Raw genomic sequence first — 16,845 nt, forward strand, 5'->3', positions numbered from 1 at the left:
ACCCGTACCGACACCCATAGCAGCATAAGCAGGATGTCATACAATCGAAGTCCGCTTGTTCACCTTTGTAGAGATAGGGATGTCTAAACTTCACACTTCTCAGATTGCGACACGGCTGAAGGCCACGTTTGGCACCGCGCTGAATCCTCATGGCGAGCTGAACGACGATATGTTCCTGAGCCGCGCCCTGGCAGCTCATGCAGTGCAGATGGCAACTGACTGCTCTGTACAGGACGCGGTCAAGAGTATCTGGGACGGGCAAGACGATAACGGTATCGACGCAGCTTATTATGAGGCTGACGAAGCGAGAGTGATCTTGGTTCAGTCCAAGTGGATACATGCGGGATTTGGCGAACCGGCCGCCAAGGACATTGGGTCCTTTATTAAGGGCGCTTTCGACCTTATTGAGGTTAATGCATCTGGCTTTCACGCGCGCTTGGCGTCCAAGGTGGCCGATATTACCAAGCGACTCCAAGAGCCAGGAACCACTATCCACTTAATTGTCGTCTCAACTGGAGCGAGCGTCCTATCACCCCCGGCTACGGCGCATATCACCAGGTTTGAGGAGGAGGTCAACTCTGGTGGAATTACCCCGATCGCAAGTTCTTCCACCATCGGGCTCAAAGAGGTTTACAGCTCTATCGCATCTGACGGGGCGAGAGGGAATGTGTCTCTCGATTGCCAAATGCTTCATTGGCATTTCGTCAGAGAACCGTACCCCGCGTACTTCGGACTGGTTGATGGACTAACGATTCGTCAGTGGTGGAAAGACCACGGCAAGCGACTGCTGTCCTCTAATATCCGTCATTCCTTGGGGACCACCGATGTAAACGCCCAGATCCGTCAGACTGCGGAGGATGCACCGGAACGTTTCTGGTACTTTAATAACGGAATCACCGTCATCGCGGAGAACACTTCGCAGGCACCAGCAGCGGGGTCAACGCGGGATGCAGGCGTGTTCTCGCTGCTTGGAGCGTCAATCGTGAATGGCGCGCAGACTGTCAGCACCTTGGGCCTCATAGAAGACGAGGCTTCTCTTGGCAAGGTTCGGGTTTCTGTAAGAGTAATTCTACTCAACCATGCGCCAGATAAATTTGGCGAGGAAGTGGCCAAAGCAAACAACCTGCAAAACCGTATTGAACCGCGCGACTTTGTTGCACAAGATCCTCAGCAGCACCGCCTCCGAGAGGAAATGGCGATGGAGCACATCGACTATCAGTACATGCGTAGCGATGAGTATTCTCCCTCGGCCAACAGCTGCGACGTCCTTGAAGTAACGTCTGCCCTAGCGTGCGCACTAGGTAAATCAAACTTGGCAGTCCAAGTCAAAACGGGCCTTGGCCGTTTTTACGTAGACCTTACCAAGCCGCCATATACCACGATTTTCAATCCCGGAACCACAGGCTCGCGCGCGTTTAATGCTGCAATCTGCCTAAGAGCAATTGACGCTTGGATAGAGAGCACCAAAAGCCAGTTACCCAAGAAGTCAGGGCCGAAACATGGTGTTCTCGTGCACGGAAACCGTATATTGGCGAGCCTTGCTTTTGCACTTCGACTGGGAAAGCACCTGGACAAGCCAGTCAGCGATTTCAATGCACTAGCACCACATGTCGGCCCATCTTTCCGGGAACTCATGGAAGCGCTAGCAGGCTATGCGGAACAGGTCTTGCAGAAGGATTACGAGGGGCGACACTTGGCTATCCTCTTCAAGAATCCATCAGAATCGGGCAGCGTTTTTGACGCAGTGATGGCTCACGCAGCAAAACACAAGTTCAAGGTGCCAGTAGGCACGCCTGAGCCATCCACACCAGCTACGCCGATTGTCAAAAAGGTAGCAATACCTAAGCGCAAAGCCGCCAAAAAGGCAGCGAAGAAGGTCGCCACCCCGGCTCCACTCATCTGAGGCACGGGATGGCAGGGCGGGGCTGGAGAAATCCAGCCCAGTCCCAGACCAGGCGCACTGCGATGCTACTTCACGTGCATCCCATCATGGCGGCATGCTGACTATCGATGACGCAGCCGCTGCAGGCCTTCTCTCAACCACGCCTTGCGTGCGTCCCTCGGGCGGGGCTTCGTCTCTACCGGCGGCTTGCGCGGCTCCAGCGCCGCCTTGATCCGCTCAATCTCTTTTGCCCCAGCCTCGGCCAGGCGCCGGGCCTGTTGCCGCTGCTCGCGCGTCGGAGGCAGGCCAGGCAGTGGCGGGGGCGGCTGGATCGGCGTGCTATCGGTCAGCCGGGCGACGGCCTCACGCAGCGGCAGTTCGGGATAGAGCCTGGCCGCGCACCAGCGCTCGGCGTAGCGCTTCGCCTGTCGAACGTTGGCGGCGCGGACTTGCTTCACATGCCACATCTTCTGGCCTTCCATCCAAAGGCGCACCCCGGGGCCGCCGTCGGGCGTGACGCTGGCCGTCTCGCGTCCGTTGTACCAGAGCGCCCAGCGCTCGCCTGTCTGGACCCAGCCAGAGGGGATCGGAGCGGTGCGGAAGCCGTGGTAGCCGTGGGAGGAACGCATGGCCGGAAGAATACGACCGGCCGTCGCAGATCCTGCGAACGCGGCAGCGACCTGCCTGAATCGTTCGAGGAAGGAGTTGTTAAGCGCTGCATCGGCGATTTGACGAAATCGTCAATTTGCCCGAATCGGAGAGTCGAGCCTGACTCGACTCTGTGCCGGCATGGCGCTGCTCACGCGCCCCCGGGTTGAGCTGCCTGCGGCCCCGGATCCGGCGAAGTGAGGATGCCGGACCTCCCCGGCTGACACCATCGGGCAACTTCGCTCTGTTGGGTCGGGCTGCACCTACATGCCGGGAAGGTAGGAAGCTCTGAAAGAACCCGAGGCAACGTTCGAAGCCTATTCCGCCTCCGGATGAATCGTCTCAAAGCGCCCTTGGGAATGCAGCTGGTGATCAGCAGGGGAGAGACCATAGAGACCGGATAGGTGATTCATTAGCCCCCGGAACCTATCCCTTGCGCCTCCAAGCCACCCCCCAGCCAGCGTGTTCAACCAAGGCGGATTCACCATCTCCACAAGGAGCTTTTCCTCGGCTTCTTGACGAGTTGCACAGACAGGCCCCTCGATTACCTCAGGCTTCCCATGGGCCAATTTGTCGCGAAGCGTGAAGAGCTGATTGGCGTACTGTAAAGGCTTGCTTCCCCAATCAAACTCCTTGCCTGCATGCAAATGCAGAACTTCGACCTTCTTCCTCCAGGGAATGCGCTCGATCTGATCCCAGAACTCAATGTTCCTGGCGCCCAAGGAGTTTAGATACGCCTCCACGGTGAAAGCCATAAACACCACGACCGGCAGCAGTTCCGCTGGCGAATGTACCCTCTTCTCCAGCTGCGAAATCATCAACATCAGGGCTTCGTAGGCTTTTCCCTGTGCGGTGAATTCCATGTATGGCTTGAACTTCTCCGTCCCCATAGCTACCCGGAATTGTCAGTGGCGTCACAGCCGTAAGGGTACATGCTCCATATGTGCGGCCGATTCGTCCAGCTCCCCGTAATCGACTTCGGCCAGCCGGGGCTGGCTGACCTTGCTCCCGGCCTGGCCGAGATCCAGCCCAGCTACAACCTTGCGCCGACGCAGCGCGCATCGGTGATCCTGGACCGCGGCGAAGGCCGGCAGGTAACTCGGCTGGCGTGGGGCCTGCTGCCGTTCTGGGCCAAGGCCAAGGGCCTGCAGGGTTCGACCATCAACGCCCGGATCGAGACGGTGGCTACCAAGCCGGCGTTCCGGTCGGCCTTCAAGAAGCGCCGGTGCGTGATCCCCATGTCCGGGTACTACGAGTGGTCGGTCAGCCCCGAGGACGGCAAGAAAGACCCGTGGTTCATCCACGCGGCGCAACCGCTGCTGGCTGCAGGTCTGTGGGAGGACACCAGCCCCCTACTCCCCGACGGGAACCTTGGCACCTTCACCATCATCACCGGCGACAGCAGCGGGGTCTCCGCCGACATCCACGACCGCATGCCGGTATGGCTGCAGGCCGGCCAGATCGATGAATGGATGGCAGTCAGCCCCGACGATGCCATGGCGATGCTGCTGGCAAGCTCGCCTCCGTCCATGGAGGCGTACAGGGTCGGCCGTGCCGTCAACACGCCACGCAACAATCGCGAGGACCTGCTCCAGCAAGTTGCGTGACGTCTACAGCAGGGTGGCCTTGCTGTCGTCCCAGCTCTTGATGATCAACTCTCTGAATTTCTTCCCTCTCCCCTGCCCGTCGCCGATGGTGTAGTCCAGCTGCGGCGGCACCAGGTCGAAGCCGGCGAACACATCTCGGACCTGAGGGTGGTAGTTGGTCGGGACCACGAAGCGCCCGGCCGAGATGCGCATCAGCTCTCTCAAGGCATCCTTACAGCTTTCCGAACCAATCAAAGGGAGACGTAATAACATCCCGCTGAACTAGCGCAAACAAGGCCAAGAACAATCCGGCCAGACGACACCCTACAGACGCCAAGTTTTTCGCTGGAGCCCCCTTCCAATCCAGCAGATCAACAGTACATTGCCAAACCACTACTGTGACGAGGAGCAAGGCTAGATAGACATCAACTGGAAAGCTACGAAAGAAGCCTTGGAGATCCCGCTTCATCCAAATTGCCGCGCCAAGCCATGCAGCGATCGCGAGGCAACTTAGCCCAACAAAAAGAGGTTTCAGCACGTTGTCGGCAACTATACTAAGGTGGCGGTGAGGTTTGAGTGCACTCTCGACCGGCTTAGCCGACCGCCCATTTTTCTGGTTTGCCATCAGCTTCCTTCTTGCCTGATAAGATTTTGTTTGATTCGAGCTCTTAAGCAGTTTCTTCGGCAGCTTCTTCCGCTTTTTCATCGACATTCCATTGCATCGCTCGGTGTTTGGACTCTACACGGACCGCCGAGAAAGTGGTAATTCCAAAAGCTCTTCTTTCAATAGTCCGACTATCGAGGAAGACAATCCCGCCGCTCTCGCGAGGGGACAGGGCCACGGCCAATGCCAAGTGCTGAGACTACCCGTGTTGCGGCGCCGCCTGGATGCTTGCCGGCATCCGGGCAGCGCCCAGCTTCGTCAAACGATCAATTCATAGAGCGGCAGATTCGGAGCAGCCTCCACCAACCTGCCTCCACGCACCCACACGTTGTAGGGCGGTGCCAGCTGCAGGTGGCCGAAGGCGCGCATCTGCACGCCGTCATAGGTGGTCAGGCTGCTGGTGCCATCGGAGTTGTGCGCAGTGACTGTGGCGATCAGCCGCGGGCTGCCGCCAACCAGGTCACCAAACTGGTCCCAAAGTTCAGTCCGCATCGGTGTAGTGCCTCTCCAGGGTTGCCGTTTGCTCAATCACCACGGCCCGATCGTCCGCCGAGACCTCGATGCGCAGCGACTCGCACTGGCCGTGCCACGTCCCGTCAGCACCGACGACCTCAACTAGGTCCAAGGGCAACATCAGTCCGATCTCGCCAGCATTCAGGGGCTGGGCGAACAGCGGCACCGTCAGGTCGACTGCCGCCTGTTCTCCGCGATCGCACAGGATGTTCCTGCCACGCTCCGCTCCTGCCGCAGGCACGGTGATCAGCGGGCTGCTGACCTGCTGGGCATAGAGGCGGCCCTCCTCGCCCGACCGGCGCACCTTGCATGTGACGCCCTTGCCGGCCAGTTCACCCGTCACCACGACAGCATCGTACAGGGGCGCGCTGCGCATCTGCAGGCTCTCCGTCAGCACGATGTCCTCCTGCAGCACATGGTCTGGCGGGGTTGCGCGCCAATCCCAGGGGCTCGCTGGATAGGCTGCACGCACGCGCATGGCGAGAGCGGAGGGGTCGGATTGGACAACGCCGCCACTCGCCTCTGCGAGCGCGCTGATGGCATCCAGGGGCGTACTGGCGTCGTAGAACCAAGCCCCAGCCGGCACGGTCCAATCGACAGTGTCGTAGTGGCTGGTGAAGCCGGTGTCGGCCAGTTCCTCGGCTACCAGCTGGGCCATGCTGCGTTCCTCGGTGGTCGCCTTGACCCGAGCCGGGGCGTAAGGCGCAGCAAGCAGCGCGGTCCGGGAGCGGCCGCTCAGGCGAACGCCACCCCCGCTGAATTCTCGTTGCTTCTGGAAGCTCTCGATGATGCCTGTCCAGACGTAGCCGTTGAGATTGATCTCAAACTGCCTGGGCCCCGCTGCGGTGGGCTTCAGCAGCGCGAGTTGCTGCGGATCGGCTAACTCAATATCGAATGTCCAGCCCCATGTGCCGCGACTGGAACTGAGCGAGATCCGCGTCACCTCAATGGGAGTGCGATCTGGAAGGCGGACAAGAGAGACTGTGTTGATCACGACGTAGGTCCTACGGTGAGGGCGCACCACATAGCAAGCAGTGACGCCCAGATTGAGGGGCGCGCGGCCAGGTTCCCGCACCAAGTCGCACCCCAGGTTCAGCGGAATCCGGTCGCCTGGTGCGAACGGAGTCTCAGGGTCTGGGCCAGGCGGGACAACCGGGCGTACTCCCCATTGCACTCGCCCGGCGCTACCCCAAGGCAGCCGGCGATGCAGGCGCGCGAGGCCCGGATGTGACCAGGCCCCGCGGAATGAAGGTGCGATTCTTGAAGAGCTGGTATCCCAAGGAAGCAACACGCCGCCCCATACCGAGAACAACTGCCGCCAGCCCAGTGCCAATCCAATGCCCAGCCGCCCGAGAGAGGAATTCCATGCCGCTTCGAGGGACCGGCGAGACCGCCCCATTGCGCCCCACGTGAACGGCATCATTCGGCGCGCGTCTCTCATCAGACCGCACCACGAACTGAACGTGGAGGCAGCGACCGTCGGCGACGCCCCCCATCCCGAAATCACAGAAGAGTGGCTCGCAAGAGTTCCTCCCCAGCTTGATGAAGCTCCCACAGCTGCGCGTGGAGACGATCCCCAAGGAGATGTTCGGTGGAGGCGCATCGACGTGGCTGCCTGCCAGCGCACGGCAACTGCTCGGCTCAGACCACGAATTACTGGCTGTTCGGGTTCTACAAACCAGTCCACACCAAGGTTAAGCGAAACATGGGCGCCGCCTCCTGGCGGCAGCGGCCCAAGGTTCAGCGATACATAACTCCCGTCTGTCATGGTCCGATCATCGGCGCTGGGCGCACTCGATCCTGAATGGCCGCGTTTACCAAGCCACGCTCATCCAGACCAATGACCAGGTACTCAATGTCTGCCAAGTGATCTACCCGCCAAGTTCCATCGCTCGCCGAACGCACGTCGGCAACGACCCGCATCGACCTACGCTCCAGGATTCGGACTCGCACGCTCTTTGGCTGGTTGAGAATCTTCGTTCGACCATCGGGGCTTAAGGGATCCGCCGGGTCAGCAGGCAGATCGCCGCCGAGATAGTACTTTCCCCGATAGACGAAGCGGGGGCTGAGCTGGACACCCATTCGCAGCGCTCTCATCACCATGGGCTGCTCATATCGAAAAGAAGTTGACCAAGGTCGATTGGATTAACAGCCGGGTTGGCACCAACCGCCGCGTACACTACCTTTGCTCGAAGCACCGTACCCGGTAGACCAGCCAGATCCTCAATAATCTGACCATCGGAGAACGGCCTCTCGTGCAACGGCACGAAGACGCCCGGCAGTGAACCTCGAATGATCCCTGCCCCTTCCACTACGAGTGCCCGTTCGAACATCAGTCCACCGGACACAGGATCAGGAAACGCAACTCCGGCACCCCCGAGCGAACTGCGAACGCTGCTGGCTGCCGAGGTGGCGAGCGCCAATGCAGCGGGTATTGCCGAGCCCTCCTGGGTATACGAGCGCAGCAGTGTCCCAACGGCCTTCGACGGCATGACACCCGAGTCGTTCCATCGACCTGCAGGCGCAGTAAAGCCTGGGATGGCCGAAGACGTATAAGCATCGAAGCCATTATCCATAATCATGAAGCGACTGGCGTCCCCGTCGCGATGGGAATTGATATCGCCCGCAAAGCAGGGAGTGATCGCGACCCCATCGTATCCAGCGCTTGCAACAGGAATGGGCGAAGCGAAGAAATAGAACGCCGTATCCGTGGCGATGATCTCCCAAGGCCGAATCGCGCTCGATGCGCTGTCTGACTTTACCCAGACCCTTCCGCCACTCGATTGCGCGGCGGTGGGAGCGAGGCCTGTCCCCACATCGATACTGGTCATCGTCTCGTAGGCCCGGACCCTCGCCACGCGAGGGTCAGCACCTGAATCATCAATCCGCAGATATACGCCGGAGCCCGTCTCAGCGCTGCCACGGTATGCGCGCTTATTGGTGCCCGAGAACTGTACTGCCCAGCCCGCCCCTGCTTTCGCTGCAGCACCTACACCGTATCCGTTGACCAGGACCGCGTCGAGCAATGCCACCATACTCCCAGACTGACCGGTAAGCTGAGGGGCGCCTGGATCGCTGTGACGATAAACCTTGGCGACAGAAGTCATTGGGCCACCCCCGCCACGTTGCCAATGACAAGGAATCGGGTGGAATCTCTGGCCCCTTCTGGCGTTCCTTGAAGGGTCGTGCGGATCATCCACACGGGTGCGAGGCCGCCGACCGTGTTGAAGCGCACCACATTGTTAGTGGACCAGCCGCCGCCCCACCCCTCCTTCCGCATCCGGAAGTACGGCTGCCCCGTGCGCGGGTTCAGCGGCGCAAGATCTGAAGTCGTGTTCCCCGTGCCGATAACGCCAACCGTCTCACCAATCAGTTCAAACTGTGTCGCGGAAGTGAACCTTACAGCCCAGCGCTCGGTAATTGCATCGGCGTTGGTCACCACCAGCGGGTAGTCGGTGTCGTTGTAAGTGCCAGGCGCGACGCTCCCAGAGGGGAGATCTGCCCAGACATTGGACCAGGCCGCCTGATCAAAGAGGTTCACTACCCTCGCCTGTAGATCCAGCGAGCCATTGGCTTCGCCCAATCGCAGCGCGGTGCTGATCATCGCCTCGCCTGCCGGGAAGTCGTGGCTCAGGCCAGTGTTGATCTCGATCTCACCAGTGATCTGCGGTTGCACCACCAGCCGCCGATCCTCAACACGCTCGCTGATCGTGATCGGTAGGGTGTAGGCGGAGAGGTTCAGCGGATCACTGAACTTGAGCGTTCCCACATCCAGATCAGCCTCAAACCATGCCGCATCCACCGGTGCACCAAGCGCGTCGCGCACCTCAATTGCAGCCACCCGCCCCCGGCCAAAGGAAACTGTCTGATTCGCCTGCGGCGAGGCCACCACATGCTTTGCGGTGTGATGAACGAGCACCGTCTGTCCTGGCTTAAAAGCCGGTGCGCGCCCATCGCTCGGCAGGCGCACGGAGGATAGGCCGATCACGACCTCGGAGAGCGGGATCGAGCGATACACCACCGCTCCCATGTGGATGGACCCCGCTTGCACCAGCGTCGGCCGCCAGATCCGGTCACCCTCGACAAGATCCGGATCAAACCAGGGCTGACCCTCATTCCCGGCTACCGGTACCAGCTCGCCGAACTGCACTTTCGCTACGCCACTCTCCCAATCCACAGACCCACGGATCTGCGCGCCGGAGATGGCCCCATTGATGTCGGCCGTTGCCGTGAGCATCTCACCATCCAGGCGGTTGGCTCGCAGCGTGAACATGCCCGGCCGCAGTGGCGAGCCCGGTGCGCGGAAAAAGCTGTTGGCGACGCCGGGGTCACCAATCCGCGTCAGCAAGGACTGGATCTGCACGTTGTTGGTTCCACCGGCCAACCACTGGGTCAGGCTCACCACTCCAGCTGTGTAGTCGATCGTCCCGGCATAAACACCCGCCCCGGTCATGGGGTCGACGCTGTGGTACAAGCCGCCGCTGCGGTCCACGTAGGTGCGGCCACGGAAGCTGAACCTCACGCTGCCAGGCACGATGCTGTCGCTGATGGTCGGCGTCAGCTGCAGGGAAACCGGCGGAAGCTGCAGAGATTCTTCAGCCGCTTCCGAGCCGGCGCCCGCCAGCGTCCATCCGACCGAGATCAACGTGCCAGCAGAGAACTGTGCAAGCACGTCCACGCGGCCATAACCCACCACCTTCAAACGCCCCGAGCGAAGTTCGTACTGCGGGTAGGAGACCTGACGAATCATGAACTTGCCGGCCTGGAGCGTAACCGCGCCGGTGCTGTAATTGATGGCCCCTAGCGCGGTGGTAGCAGCCGTGTCGCCTACCGAGACAGCCACCAAGTTGCCGTTACCGTCATCCTTCGCGATGACGCGCATTGGCTGCGGCGCGGAAGCCAGGTCATAGGCATCCCGCATCACGGTAACAACCCAGTCAAGCATTACCGAGCCTGGCTTGACAGGACCCTGCGGCAGGCTGAACGAAACCAAGCCGTTTCCATCAGGAACCGGCTGCGGCGCGGCATGAAGCGGCTCACCCCAGTCGTAACTCACCGCCACCACGCTGTTGGCGTCTGGCAGCGTCTCCAGCTGCAGGAGGCACTCGCCCGTTGCGTAGGTGATCGAACCGCGAAGCTCCGACCCGACGAGCAGGCCACCGACGCCGTTGTCGACCACGCTTACACTGGCGCCCCCTACCCGGACCGTGAGGCGTACAGTGCCGGGGATCGCACCTGCGTGCTCCAGCAGGAACCGCAGTGCAGGCGGCTTGATGTTAGTGTCACCGGCACGGGCCTCGGCAATGATCGGCGTGCCCCAGGCAGTGATGATGCTGCTGTCCAGGTCGGGTAAAGCGCCGGCCGTCAGCACCAACGACCCGGACATGTAATTGATGGTTCCACTGCCCTGCCCAGGCTTGCCGACGAGCTGGCCGCGGCCATTGTCGGTCAGGCGATACCACCGTCCGAGCGCACGGTAATCCACCACGACAGTGCCCGGCGCCGGCAGCGGCTCCAACTGGGCCAACCAGACCATACCCTGGTTGTTCTGGGTCACCGCAATCTCGTCGGTGAAGCCCTGCATTGGGATGGTGCCGGCAGGAGTTGCGGTGATACTAACGCTGGTGCTGCCAACGCCGGTGGCGTGAACAATTGATACGGCGCCAGCCTGATAGTCGACGGTGCCCGACCAGGGTGTCAGCGCCGCAGAGGCCAGGCCGCCGGTGCCGTCATCCGTCAGCTCGATACTGCCCACCAGCACCTTCACACTGCCGACGGCCATGCCCGTCCCGAGGAAGCGAGTGACCGCAACTCCCGCCGCGAAAGTGCTACTGAAGCTCAGCGCCAGGCTGTTGGCCGGCCCCGAAGGAACGTGACTCAGCGTTCCCATGCCAGCGAGAACATCGCTCACGGCGGTCTCTGCCGTCGAGGTAGGAACAATCGGGACGTAAGGCGAATCGATCTGCACAGACAGATCGCCGGGCTTCCCCGCCGCGGTAAGCCGCTTCACGCTGTGGTAGCTGGTGGCATCGACTACATTGGTCTCGTAGATGCGGGTGCCCGGCTTCGTTGCCGTATACCGGATTACCTCCTGGCCGTAGAAGTTGAGCAGCAGCGCGTTGACCAACTCGATCACCAGCACGTCGCGCTCGAACGCGCCCTGGTCATCGGTAAACGTCCGGGTCGTACGGGAAAGCACGGTCTTCACCCTGACGTACTGCTCCCCCGGGTCGCGGCCCGAGGCCGCTAGCGTCAGCAGGCTCAGATTGTCGTTGATGTCCGGGCTCGGTGCGTCCTTGGTGGTATAGACCTGAATGGTCATCTGGCCGCTAAAGTGGTCACCCAGCAGAATGAAACGCGATTCGGTACCACGTGTGATGTAGCTCTCCACGCGATTCTTGGCGTCCAGGCGCACGTCGCTGTAGGAGCCGGTGGCGAACATGGTCACCGTCACTCGCGGATCAGACGGTGGGTCGATTAGGACCGCGATCGCATCTTTCAGAACGTCAGGGCCCGGGGTGTCCACGTGCACGAACATCTTGCGGAGCGTGGAGCGGCCGGTGGTCCGCTCTTCATCACCGATGTCGGGGAAGAGGTTGTTCATCGCTCCATCGACGATCTCGGCCTGGACCATGCGTCCACCGCCATCAGGGTTGTCGGTGAGGCGCTGCGATTGGCGCATCTTGATATCGGTTGCAAGAATCGTCATTGGTCAGACCGTCATAAGGCGAAGGGTGATGGAGAAGTAGTCGGCATCAATGGCAGGAGTGGCGAAGCGCAGCGGCTGGGCATCCAGCGCAGACCCATCCGTGCGCAGCCACCGCACCTGGAACGTGCGCTCGCCGCCGTTGTGGGCCGGCAGGATCAGGTGCATCGGCGCTACCTGGAGCTGCTCGGTCAGGGACTGCAGCTGGCGCAGCACGTCCAGCTGGATGGGGGCGACGTATGCCTGCCCATCGCGCGTGGTCTGTAGCGTGATCGGGCGGCCTGCCTGCCGCGCAGACTCCTGGACGATCAGCGCCCCGCTCAAGCTGTGGCGAACCTGCTGCCCGACACGCCAAGCAGTGAATTCGTCCGTCCATTGCAGATCTGCCGGAAGCTCGACCCCGGCGAGGACGACCCGGCTCATCGCGGCCCCCGGATCGATACCGCGCGGCTTCGCTCAATCTTCCGCAGCACGATGGGGGCGACCAGCCCTGCGATGCGCTCGGCCTGTTGGATTTCTGCAGCAGTTGCACCAGCCACCACTTCTTTGCTGGGAGCCTTCCAGTCAATCGTGAGAACCTGCTCTTTCGTATCGCCAGCCTGGATCCGCGATGCGTCGGCCCTGGCTTGCGCCTCAGCCTCGGCCAAGGCTGCCTTGCGGCGCTCTTCGGCTGCCTGTTTTGCCGCACGCTCCTTCTCCAATCGTTTGGCCTCGATCTGGTTTTCGAGCTGAACGATGGCGTCAAGCTCACCAGCGCCAACCAGGTCGAAGCGCTCGGCAAGCTCCTGCCGCTTTCCGGAGATCTCGTCCATGCCGTCCAGCAGCTTCTTCTGTTCCTCCGTGTACTTCGCCAGGTCCTGACGCTGTCGGTAGAGAGAATTCCAGATGTTCGCGAATTGCTGCAGGCTGTTCGGCCCGCTCATTTGACCCAGCAGTTCTCGGGTCTTGTCGGAGATTTCTCCCATGTTGAGGGAGAATCCACGGGCGGCTGAGGATGCGTTACCGAGGTTGTCGCCGGCCGCAGCGGCGCCGGCAGCCACTCGCTCCACGCCACTACCCGCCTCATCAGACGCCTGCTTGACCTCTTTCAGGGCACCTGTGACCTTCTGCGCGCCCTGCTCCACGCGCCCCATAGCCGACTCGCCCTTCGTGCCAAGTTCGCCCAATGCGTCACCCGTCTCGTAGATGGCGCCCTGCACATCCAGTTGCGACTGCACCTGGTTCCGGCGCCATGCGTCACTGTCGGCCACAGCAGCCTTGGCGGTATCGGCATACGCTCTGAACGCACGGCGCACGTCCTCGACAGACGCTTTGCCACTGGCAGCGCCCTTGCGGATGGTCTCGAACGCCTCCCAAGCCGAGTCACGCGCGGCGTTCAACGACTGCTGCGACTGGATGCCAAGACGTTGGAATTCATCGGTGAGGGGGTTCAGCCCGGCCTCGATCTCTCGAAGCCGGGCACGCAGTGCGGCGGCGGCGCGGGCCGCCGAATCGAAGCCGACCCGCCCCTGCTCGCCAGCCGCTTGCAGTAGATTGCCGAGAGTGCGCGCCTCGTCCAGCGTGGCGACGTTGCCCAGCGCTGCCTTGAAGGCAGTCTCGATCTGGGCGCTGGTCGCCACTGCGTTCTCGGTGATTGCCCCGAAAGCGGCGATCGTATCACGGCCAGCCTGGGTGAAACTGACCCCAAGCTGGCCCGAGGCCACGCCCAGCTTGGTCATCGCGGCAAGCAGGGTGGTTTGCAGCACCGCCGCTACGTTCACTGCCGCCTGCGGCAGCGAGTTGAATGCCGCTTGCGTCGCACCTTGGAACCGGGCGAGCTCTTCACCTGACAGCTGCTGCAGCGTCGCGAGGAGGCCATCACGCACGTTTCGCTCGGCCGCAGCACCTTGAGTGGCAATGAAGCCCAGCGCTTCGCCTACCGAGCCGAGGCTAGCCGTATCGGCGAAGTTGAGTCCTGAGAACATCTTGCGGATCGACTCCGCTGCCAGCTTTGCGTTGCCATCAATTCCGTTGAGCTGCGCCACAACCTGCTGGGCCGCACCGCCAATTCCATTTGCGAGCGCATCAGCAGCGGTCTTCACACCAGTCCGCAGGGAGGAGAAGCCCGTGGAGACATCCAGCAGCCGCTGCGTGACCTGACCGAGCTGCTGCAGTTGCTCTGCCGATGCGACGCCGGCCTTCTGCTGCATCAGCAGGAATCCTTCCTGCGCAGTGAGGTACTGCTCCAGGCCCGACAGCCGCTTCTCGTAGGCCTGCCGCTCGGCCTCACCGAGCTTGGCAACTTCCTCGGCCGACTTGAGGACCACGTCACGGTATGCAACGAAGGACACCGCCTGCTGACGAAGTTGCAGCGCGGAGTCGCGCACCTGGCTGATATAAACCCGCTGCGCTTCACCGGCGCGCTTCAGCGCCGGGTCGTGCTGCTTCCAGATATCCTGCGCCACGGTCTTGAGGACATCCAGACCACCTATCGCCGCTTCCAATCCCAGCACGGCCACCGTGATGGGTACTACCTTCGGCATGCCCCGCAACAACGCGCCGAACCGACCGATACCCCGACTGCCGCTTGCGACCGCTGCATTGTTGGCAATCTGCGCGTTCGTGGTCGCGATCAACGCTGCGCGCCATGCGTTCAGCTGGAGCAAGGCCCCTACGATCTTGAACTGCGCATACGCAGCAGCCATCAGGCCGATCACACGAGCATGGTCTACAACCCACTGCGTCGCGCCCTTCACCGCCTCTGCCGTGGTGATGATGGCCTGGGCGGTCCGCTTGGCCCAGCGGGACAGGCTGCCATCGGCGGCAAGTCGATCCAGCGTGGTCAGCAGGGTGGTGAGCTGTTCCTTGAAGTAGGTCAGCACGCCTTGGTCGGCGACTTCCTGTTTCCAGTCCTTGAAGCGATCGGTGGCCGTCTTCCACAGGCCGGCGATGGTGCCCACCTTCGCGGCGGCGGCAGCGCCGCCATAGGATTCCGCCAGCAGGTCGAGGATGATGGCCTGCGCCTTTGCCACCTGCCCGGTAGCTTCCAGGCTCTTGATCAGCGACTTCTGGCTGTCATCCAGCGTAAAGCCCTGCTTGCTCAGGCTCTCCATTGCCTTCGACGGCGTCTGCAGCGCCTTGCCTACGACCTCGGCAGACTGCTCCAGCGACATGCCCAGCCGCTGGGCCTGGTCGATGGTGATCTGCATCGCCGCCGGGAACTGCTCGCCCACGATGTTGGTGTACGACAGCAGGCGGACCTGGGCGGCGCTGATCTGCCCATCATCGAAAAGCCCACTCTGCAGCTGCTGGCGCATGGCGGCCAAGCTCTGCGCAGTGAACTCGCTGGTGCGACCCGTGGCGTGCAAGGCCGCTTCCAGCTGAGCCAGTTCCTGCTCAGCGTCGCTGCCCTCCTTCACGATGGCCTTGATGCCGTCAACCACTCGGTTCAGGCCGACGAACGCGATCGCACCAGCGGCGACTGCCTTGAGTCTGCCGAACCAGCTGACAGTGCTCTCCGTGGCGTCCGCCAGGTCGCCGCTGCCGGCGGCGGCATCAGCGGCGCGCTCCTGGTACTCGGCCAAGGACTTTGCCGCTGCTTTGCTGGTAGTGGCCTGCCTGCGGAAGGCAGCCTCTGCCTCATCGATCTGCTGCTTGCGCCGACGCCCCGCTTCAGCCTCTGCTGCGGCAGCCCGGGCCTGCTCAGTGAGCGCTGCCGCGCTGCGGGTCGCCTCGATACGCAGGCGCTGCTGGTGATCGGCCAGGTTCGCGGTGTGGATGCCGAGCGAAGAAAGCTCGTCGTCGGCTTTGCCTACGGCGTCCCATTGCTCGTTGAGCGCCTTTTTCAGGCGCTCGCCCTCCTTACGTAGATCGCGCTGGGCTGCCAGCACCTCGCGGGACGGCTTTTCCATCTCCCCGATGCCAAGGCTGAGCGCCAGCGCGGCCTTCTGATTGTCATCAAACTGCCTTTCCAGCTCTGCGAGATCGGCCAGCATGCCGTCGAAGGCATCCGCTTTGGCCGCTGCCTCGTTCAGCCCAGTGAGAGAGTCGAGCAGCTTCGTCGCCTTGCCAGCGGTCTCGACCGAAACATCCCCCAGATCGCCAAACGCGGCGCGCAGCTCATCCACGCCCTCGCGGCCCTGCGTTTCGATGACGACCCGAATTGCTTCTTCCAGCCGATCAGCCATTGGAGCTTCCGTTGACGCGCCACTGGCGGCGCAGTTCAGTCAGGTAGGTGGTGTGAAAGCGCTCGATCAGCCGGCGACGGGCCTCCAAGGCGCGGCTGTTGCCATCAGCACCCGAGAGCATCTCGAACGGGCTTGGCCCTCGGAGGATGCGAACGGGGCCACGGCCGTGGCGCTTTTGCTGCGCCCTATCCCAGGTGCGCACACGGATGGCCTTTCGGCCCTTGATCGTGGCGATGAAGGCACCGTCGTACGTCTTCGATTCGCCCACGCCAATGCCCGCCGTGGCACCTCGGGAATTGCGGCCAGCCCAGCGCCCGCCGAACTCGATCAGCGAGATCTGCCGCGTGCTGGCCCAGATCGAAAGGAAGTCGTCTCTGCCACGCTTACCGGTGCTGTAGCCGCGCTCGCCCGTTTCTACGCGATACATCCCGCGCAGCGCAGAGGCGCGGATGTTGTAGGAGGCACGGACCTCCTGCGCAGTAGCCGGCCCAGCCCGGCGCTGCAGACCAATGAACGCCCGCTGCACCGACAGGTCGTACCGATTCAGCACCTCGCCAGCCAGGTCCGTCAGGCCATGCAAGCCTTTTGCCCGCCGGCCGCTGGCGTAGTACTTGAGCAGGTTGTTACTGCGATTGGACGCCACGGTGCCTTTCCTGTGTCAAACCGGGAGGGCGCCCTCC

Annotated in this window: 14 protein-coding genes; 2 read left to right on the forward strand and 12 right to left on the reverse strand. The window is 62.1% G+C overall.

What is annotated here, in order from left to right:
- The first annotated feature begins 55 nt into the window (after positions 1-55).
- Complete coding sequence (locus WDC87_RS07215; RefSeq protein ID WP_301655183.1) at positions 56-1,903, forward strand: AIPR family protein; 1,848 nt, start codon at positions 56-58, stop codon at positions 1,901-1,903.
- Positions 1,904-2,004: 101 nt separating this feature from the next.
- Here the strand turns inward: WDC87_RS07215 and WDC87_RS07220 are convergent, their stop codons facing one another.
- Positions 2,005-2,511: a hypothetical protein gene (locus WDC87_RS07220; RefSeq protein WP_301655182.1), complete on the reverse strand. Its 507-nt coding sequence runs from the start codon at positions 2,509-2,511 to the stop codon at positions 2,005-2,007.
- A gap of 336 nt (positions 2,512-2,847) precedes the next feature.
- Complete coding sequence (locus WDC87_RS07225) at positions 2,848-3,393, reverse strand: hypothetical protein (RefSeq protein WP_301655181.1); 546 nt, start codon at positions 3,391-3,393, stop codon at positions 2,848-2,850.
- A gap of 78 nt (positions 3,394-3,471) precedes the next feature.
- Between WDC87_RS07225 and WDC87_RS07230 the strand changes: the two genes are divergently transcribed.
- A complete protein-coding gene (locus WDC87_RS07230; protein ID WP_301655180.1) occupies positions 3,472-4,137 on the forward strand; it encodes an SOS response-associated peptidase in 666 nt (221 codons plus the stop codon).
- 3 nt (positions 4,138-4,140) lie between these two features.
- Here WDC87_RS07230 and WDC87_RS07235 read toward each other — a convergent pair whose 3' ends face one another.
- The 10 genes from WDC87_RS07235 to WDC87_RS07280 all read right to left on the reverse strand — a co-directional run bounded on the left by WDC87_RS07235 (position 4,141) and on the right by WDC87_RS07280 (position 16,808).
- A complete protein-coding gene (locus tag WDC87_RS07235) occupies positions 4,141-4,329 on the reverse strand; it encodes a hypothetical protein (protein WP_336331291.1) in 189 nt (62 codons plus the stop codon).
- Between the two features lie 19 nt (positions 4,330-4,348).
- Positions 4,349-4,822 carry a hypothetical protein gene (locus WDC87_RS07240; protein WP_301655178.1) on the reverse strand — a complete coding sequence of 158 codons (474 nt, stop codon included), beginning with the start codon at positions 4,820-4,822 and terminating at the stop codon, positions 4,349-4,351.
- A 216-nt stretch (positions 4,823-5,038) separates the two neighbouring features.
- Positions 5,039-5,272 (reverse strand): hypothetical protein, encoded by a 234-nt coding sequence (locus tag WDC87_RS07245; RefSeq protein WP_301655177.1) that lies wholly within the window; start codon positions 5,270-5,272, stop codon positions 5,039-5,041.
- Positions 5,262-6,287 (reverse strand): hypothetical protein, encoded by a 1,026-nt coding sequence (locus WDC87_RS07250; RefSeq protein ID WP_301655176.1) that lies wholly within the window; start codon positions 6,285-6,287, stop codon positions 5,262-5,264. The genes WDC87_RS07245 and WDC87_RS07250 overlap by 11 nt, the downstream gene beginning before the upstream one ends.
- Before the next feature lie 770 nt (positions 6,288-7,057).
- Positions 7,058-7,375, reverse strand: a complete 318-nt coding sequence (locus WDC87_RS07255) for a hypothetical protein (RefSeq protein WP_301655175.1) — start codon at positions 7,373-7,375, stop codon at positions 7,058-7,060.
- Positions 7,376-7,389: 14 nt separating this feature from the next.
- A complete protein-coding gene (locus WDC87_RS07260) occupies positions 7,390-8,400 on the reverse strand; it encodes a hypothetical protein (protein WP_336331292.1) in 1,011 nt (336 codons plus the stop codon).
- Positions 8,397-12,002, reverse strand: a complete 3,606-nt coding sequence (locus WDC87_RS07265; RefSeq protein ID WP_301655173.1) for a hypothetical protein — start codon at positions 12,000-12,002, stop codon at positions 8,397-8,399. The genes WDC87_RS07260 and WDC87_RS07265 overlap by 4 nt, the downstream gene beginning before the upstream one ends.
- A 3-nt stretch (positions 12,003-12,005) precedes the next feature.
- Positions 12,006-12,422 carry a hypothetical protein gene (locus WDC87_RS07270; protein ID WP_262092889.1) on the reverse strand — a complete coding sequence of 139 codons (417 nt, stop codon included), beginning with the start codon at positions 12,420-12,422 and terminating at the stop codon, positions 12,006-12,008.
- On the reverse strand, positions 12,419-16,165 hold the full coding sequence (locus WDC87_RS07275) for a Laminin subunit alpha-2 (protein ID WP_301655172.1): 3,747 nt from the start codon (positions 16,163-16,165) through the stop codon (positions 12,419-12,421). The genes WDC87_RS07270 and WDC87_RS07275 overlap by 4 nt, the downstream gene beginning before the upstream one ends.
- Positions 16,158-16,808: a hypothetical protein gene (locus WDC87_RS07280; protein WP_301655171.1), complete on the reverse strand. Its 651-nt coding sequence runs from the start codon at positions 16,806-16,808 to the stop codon at positions 16,158-16,160. The genes WDC87_RS07275 and WDC87_RS07280 overlap by 8 nt, the downstream gene beginning before the upstream one ends.
- Between the last annotated feature and the right edge of the window lie 37 nt (positions 16,809-16,845).

The sequence above is a fragment of the Stenotrophomonas maltophilia group sp. Smal12 genome (assembly GCF_037079935.1).
GTDB lineage: Bacteria > Pseudomonadota > Gammaproteobacteria > Xanthomonadales > Xanthomonadaceae > Stenotrophomonas > Stenotrophomonas sepilia.

Excerpts from the sequence above, each read along its gene's own strand:
- WDC87_RS07265 (WP_301655173.1), bottom strand. The coding sequence starts at position 12,002 with ATGACGATTCTTGCAACCGATATCAAGATGCGCCAATCGCAGCGCCTC.
- WDC87_RS07270 (WP_262092889.1), bottom strand. The coding sequence starts at position 12,422 with ATGAGCCGGGTCGTCCTCGCCGGGGTCGAGCTTCCGGCAGATCTGCAA.
- WDC87_RS07245 (WP_301655177.1), bottom strand. The coding sequence starts at position 5,272 with ATGCGGACTGAACTTTGGGACCAGTTTGGTGACCTGGTTGGCGGCAGC.
- WDC87_RS07240 (WP_301655178.1), bottom strand. The coding sequence starts at position 4,822 with ATGAAAAAGCGGAAGAAGCTGCCGAAGAAACTGCTTAAGAGCTCGAAT.
- WDC87_RS07255 (WP_301655175.1), bottom strand. The coding sequence starts at position 7,375 with ATGGGTGTCCAGCTCAGCCCCCGCTTCGTCTATCGGGGAAAGTACTAT.
- WDC87_RS07230 (WP_301655180.1), top strand. The coding sequence starts at position 3,472 with ATGTGCGGCCGATTCGTCCAGCTCCCCGTAATCGACTTCGGCCAGCCG.
- WDC87_RS07220 (WP_301655182.1), bottom strand. The coding sequence starts at position 2,511 with ATGCGTTCCTCCCACGGCTACCACGGCTTCCGCACCGCTCCGATCCCC.
- WDC87_RS07260 (WP_336331292.1), bottom strand. The coding sequence starts at position 8,400 with ATGACTTCTGTCGCCAAGGTTTATCGTCACAGCGATCCAGGCGCCCCT.
- WDC87_RS07235 (WP_336331291.1), bottom strand. The coding sequence starts at position 4,329 with ATGCGCATCTCGGCCGGGCGCTTCGTGGTCCCGACCAACTACCACCCT.
- WDC87_RS07225 (WP_301655181.1), bottom strand. The coding sequence starts at position 3,393 with ATGGAATTCACCGCACAGGGAAAAGCCTACGAAGCCCTGATGTTGATG.
- WDC87_RS07275 (WP_301655172.1), bottom strand. The coding sequence starts at position 16,165 with ATGGCTGATCGGCTGGAAGAAGCAATTCGGGTCGTCATCGAAACGCAG.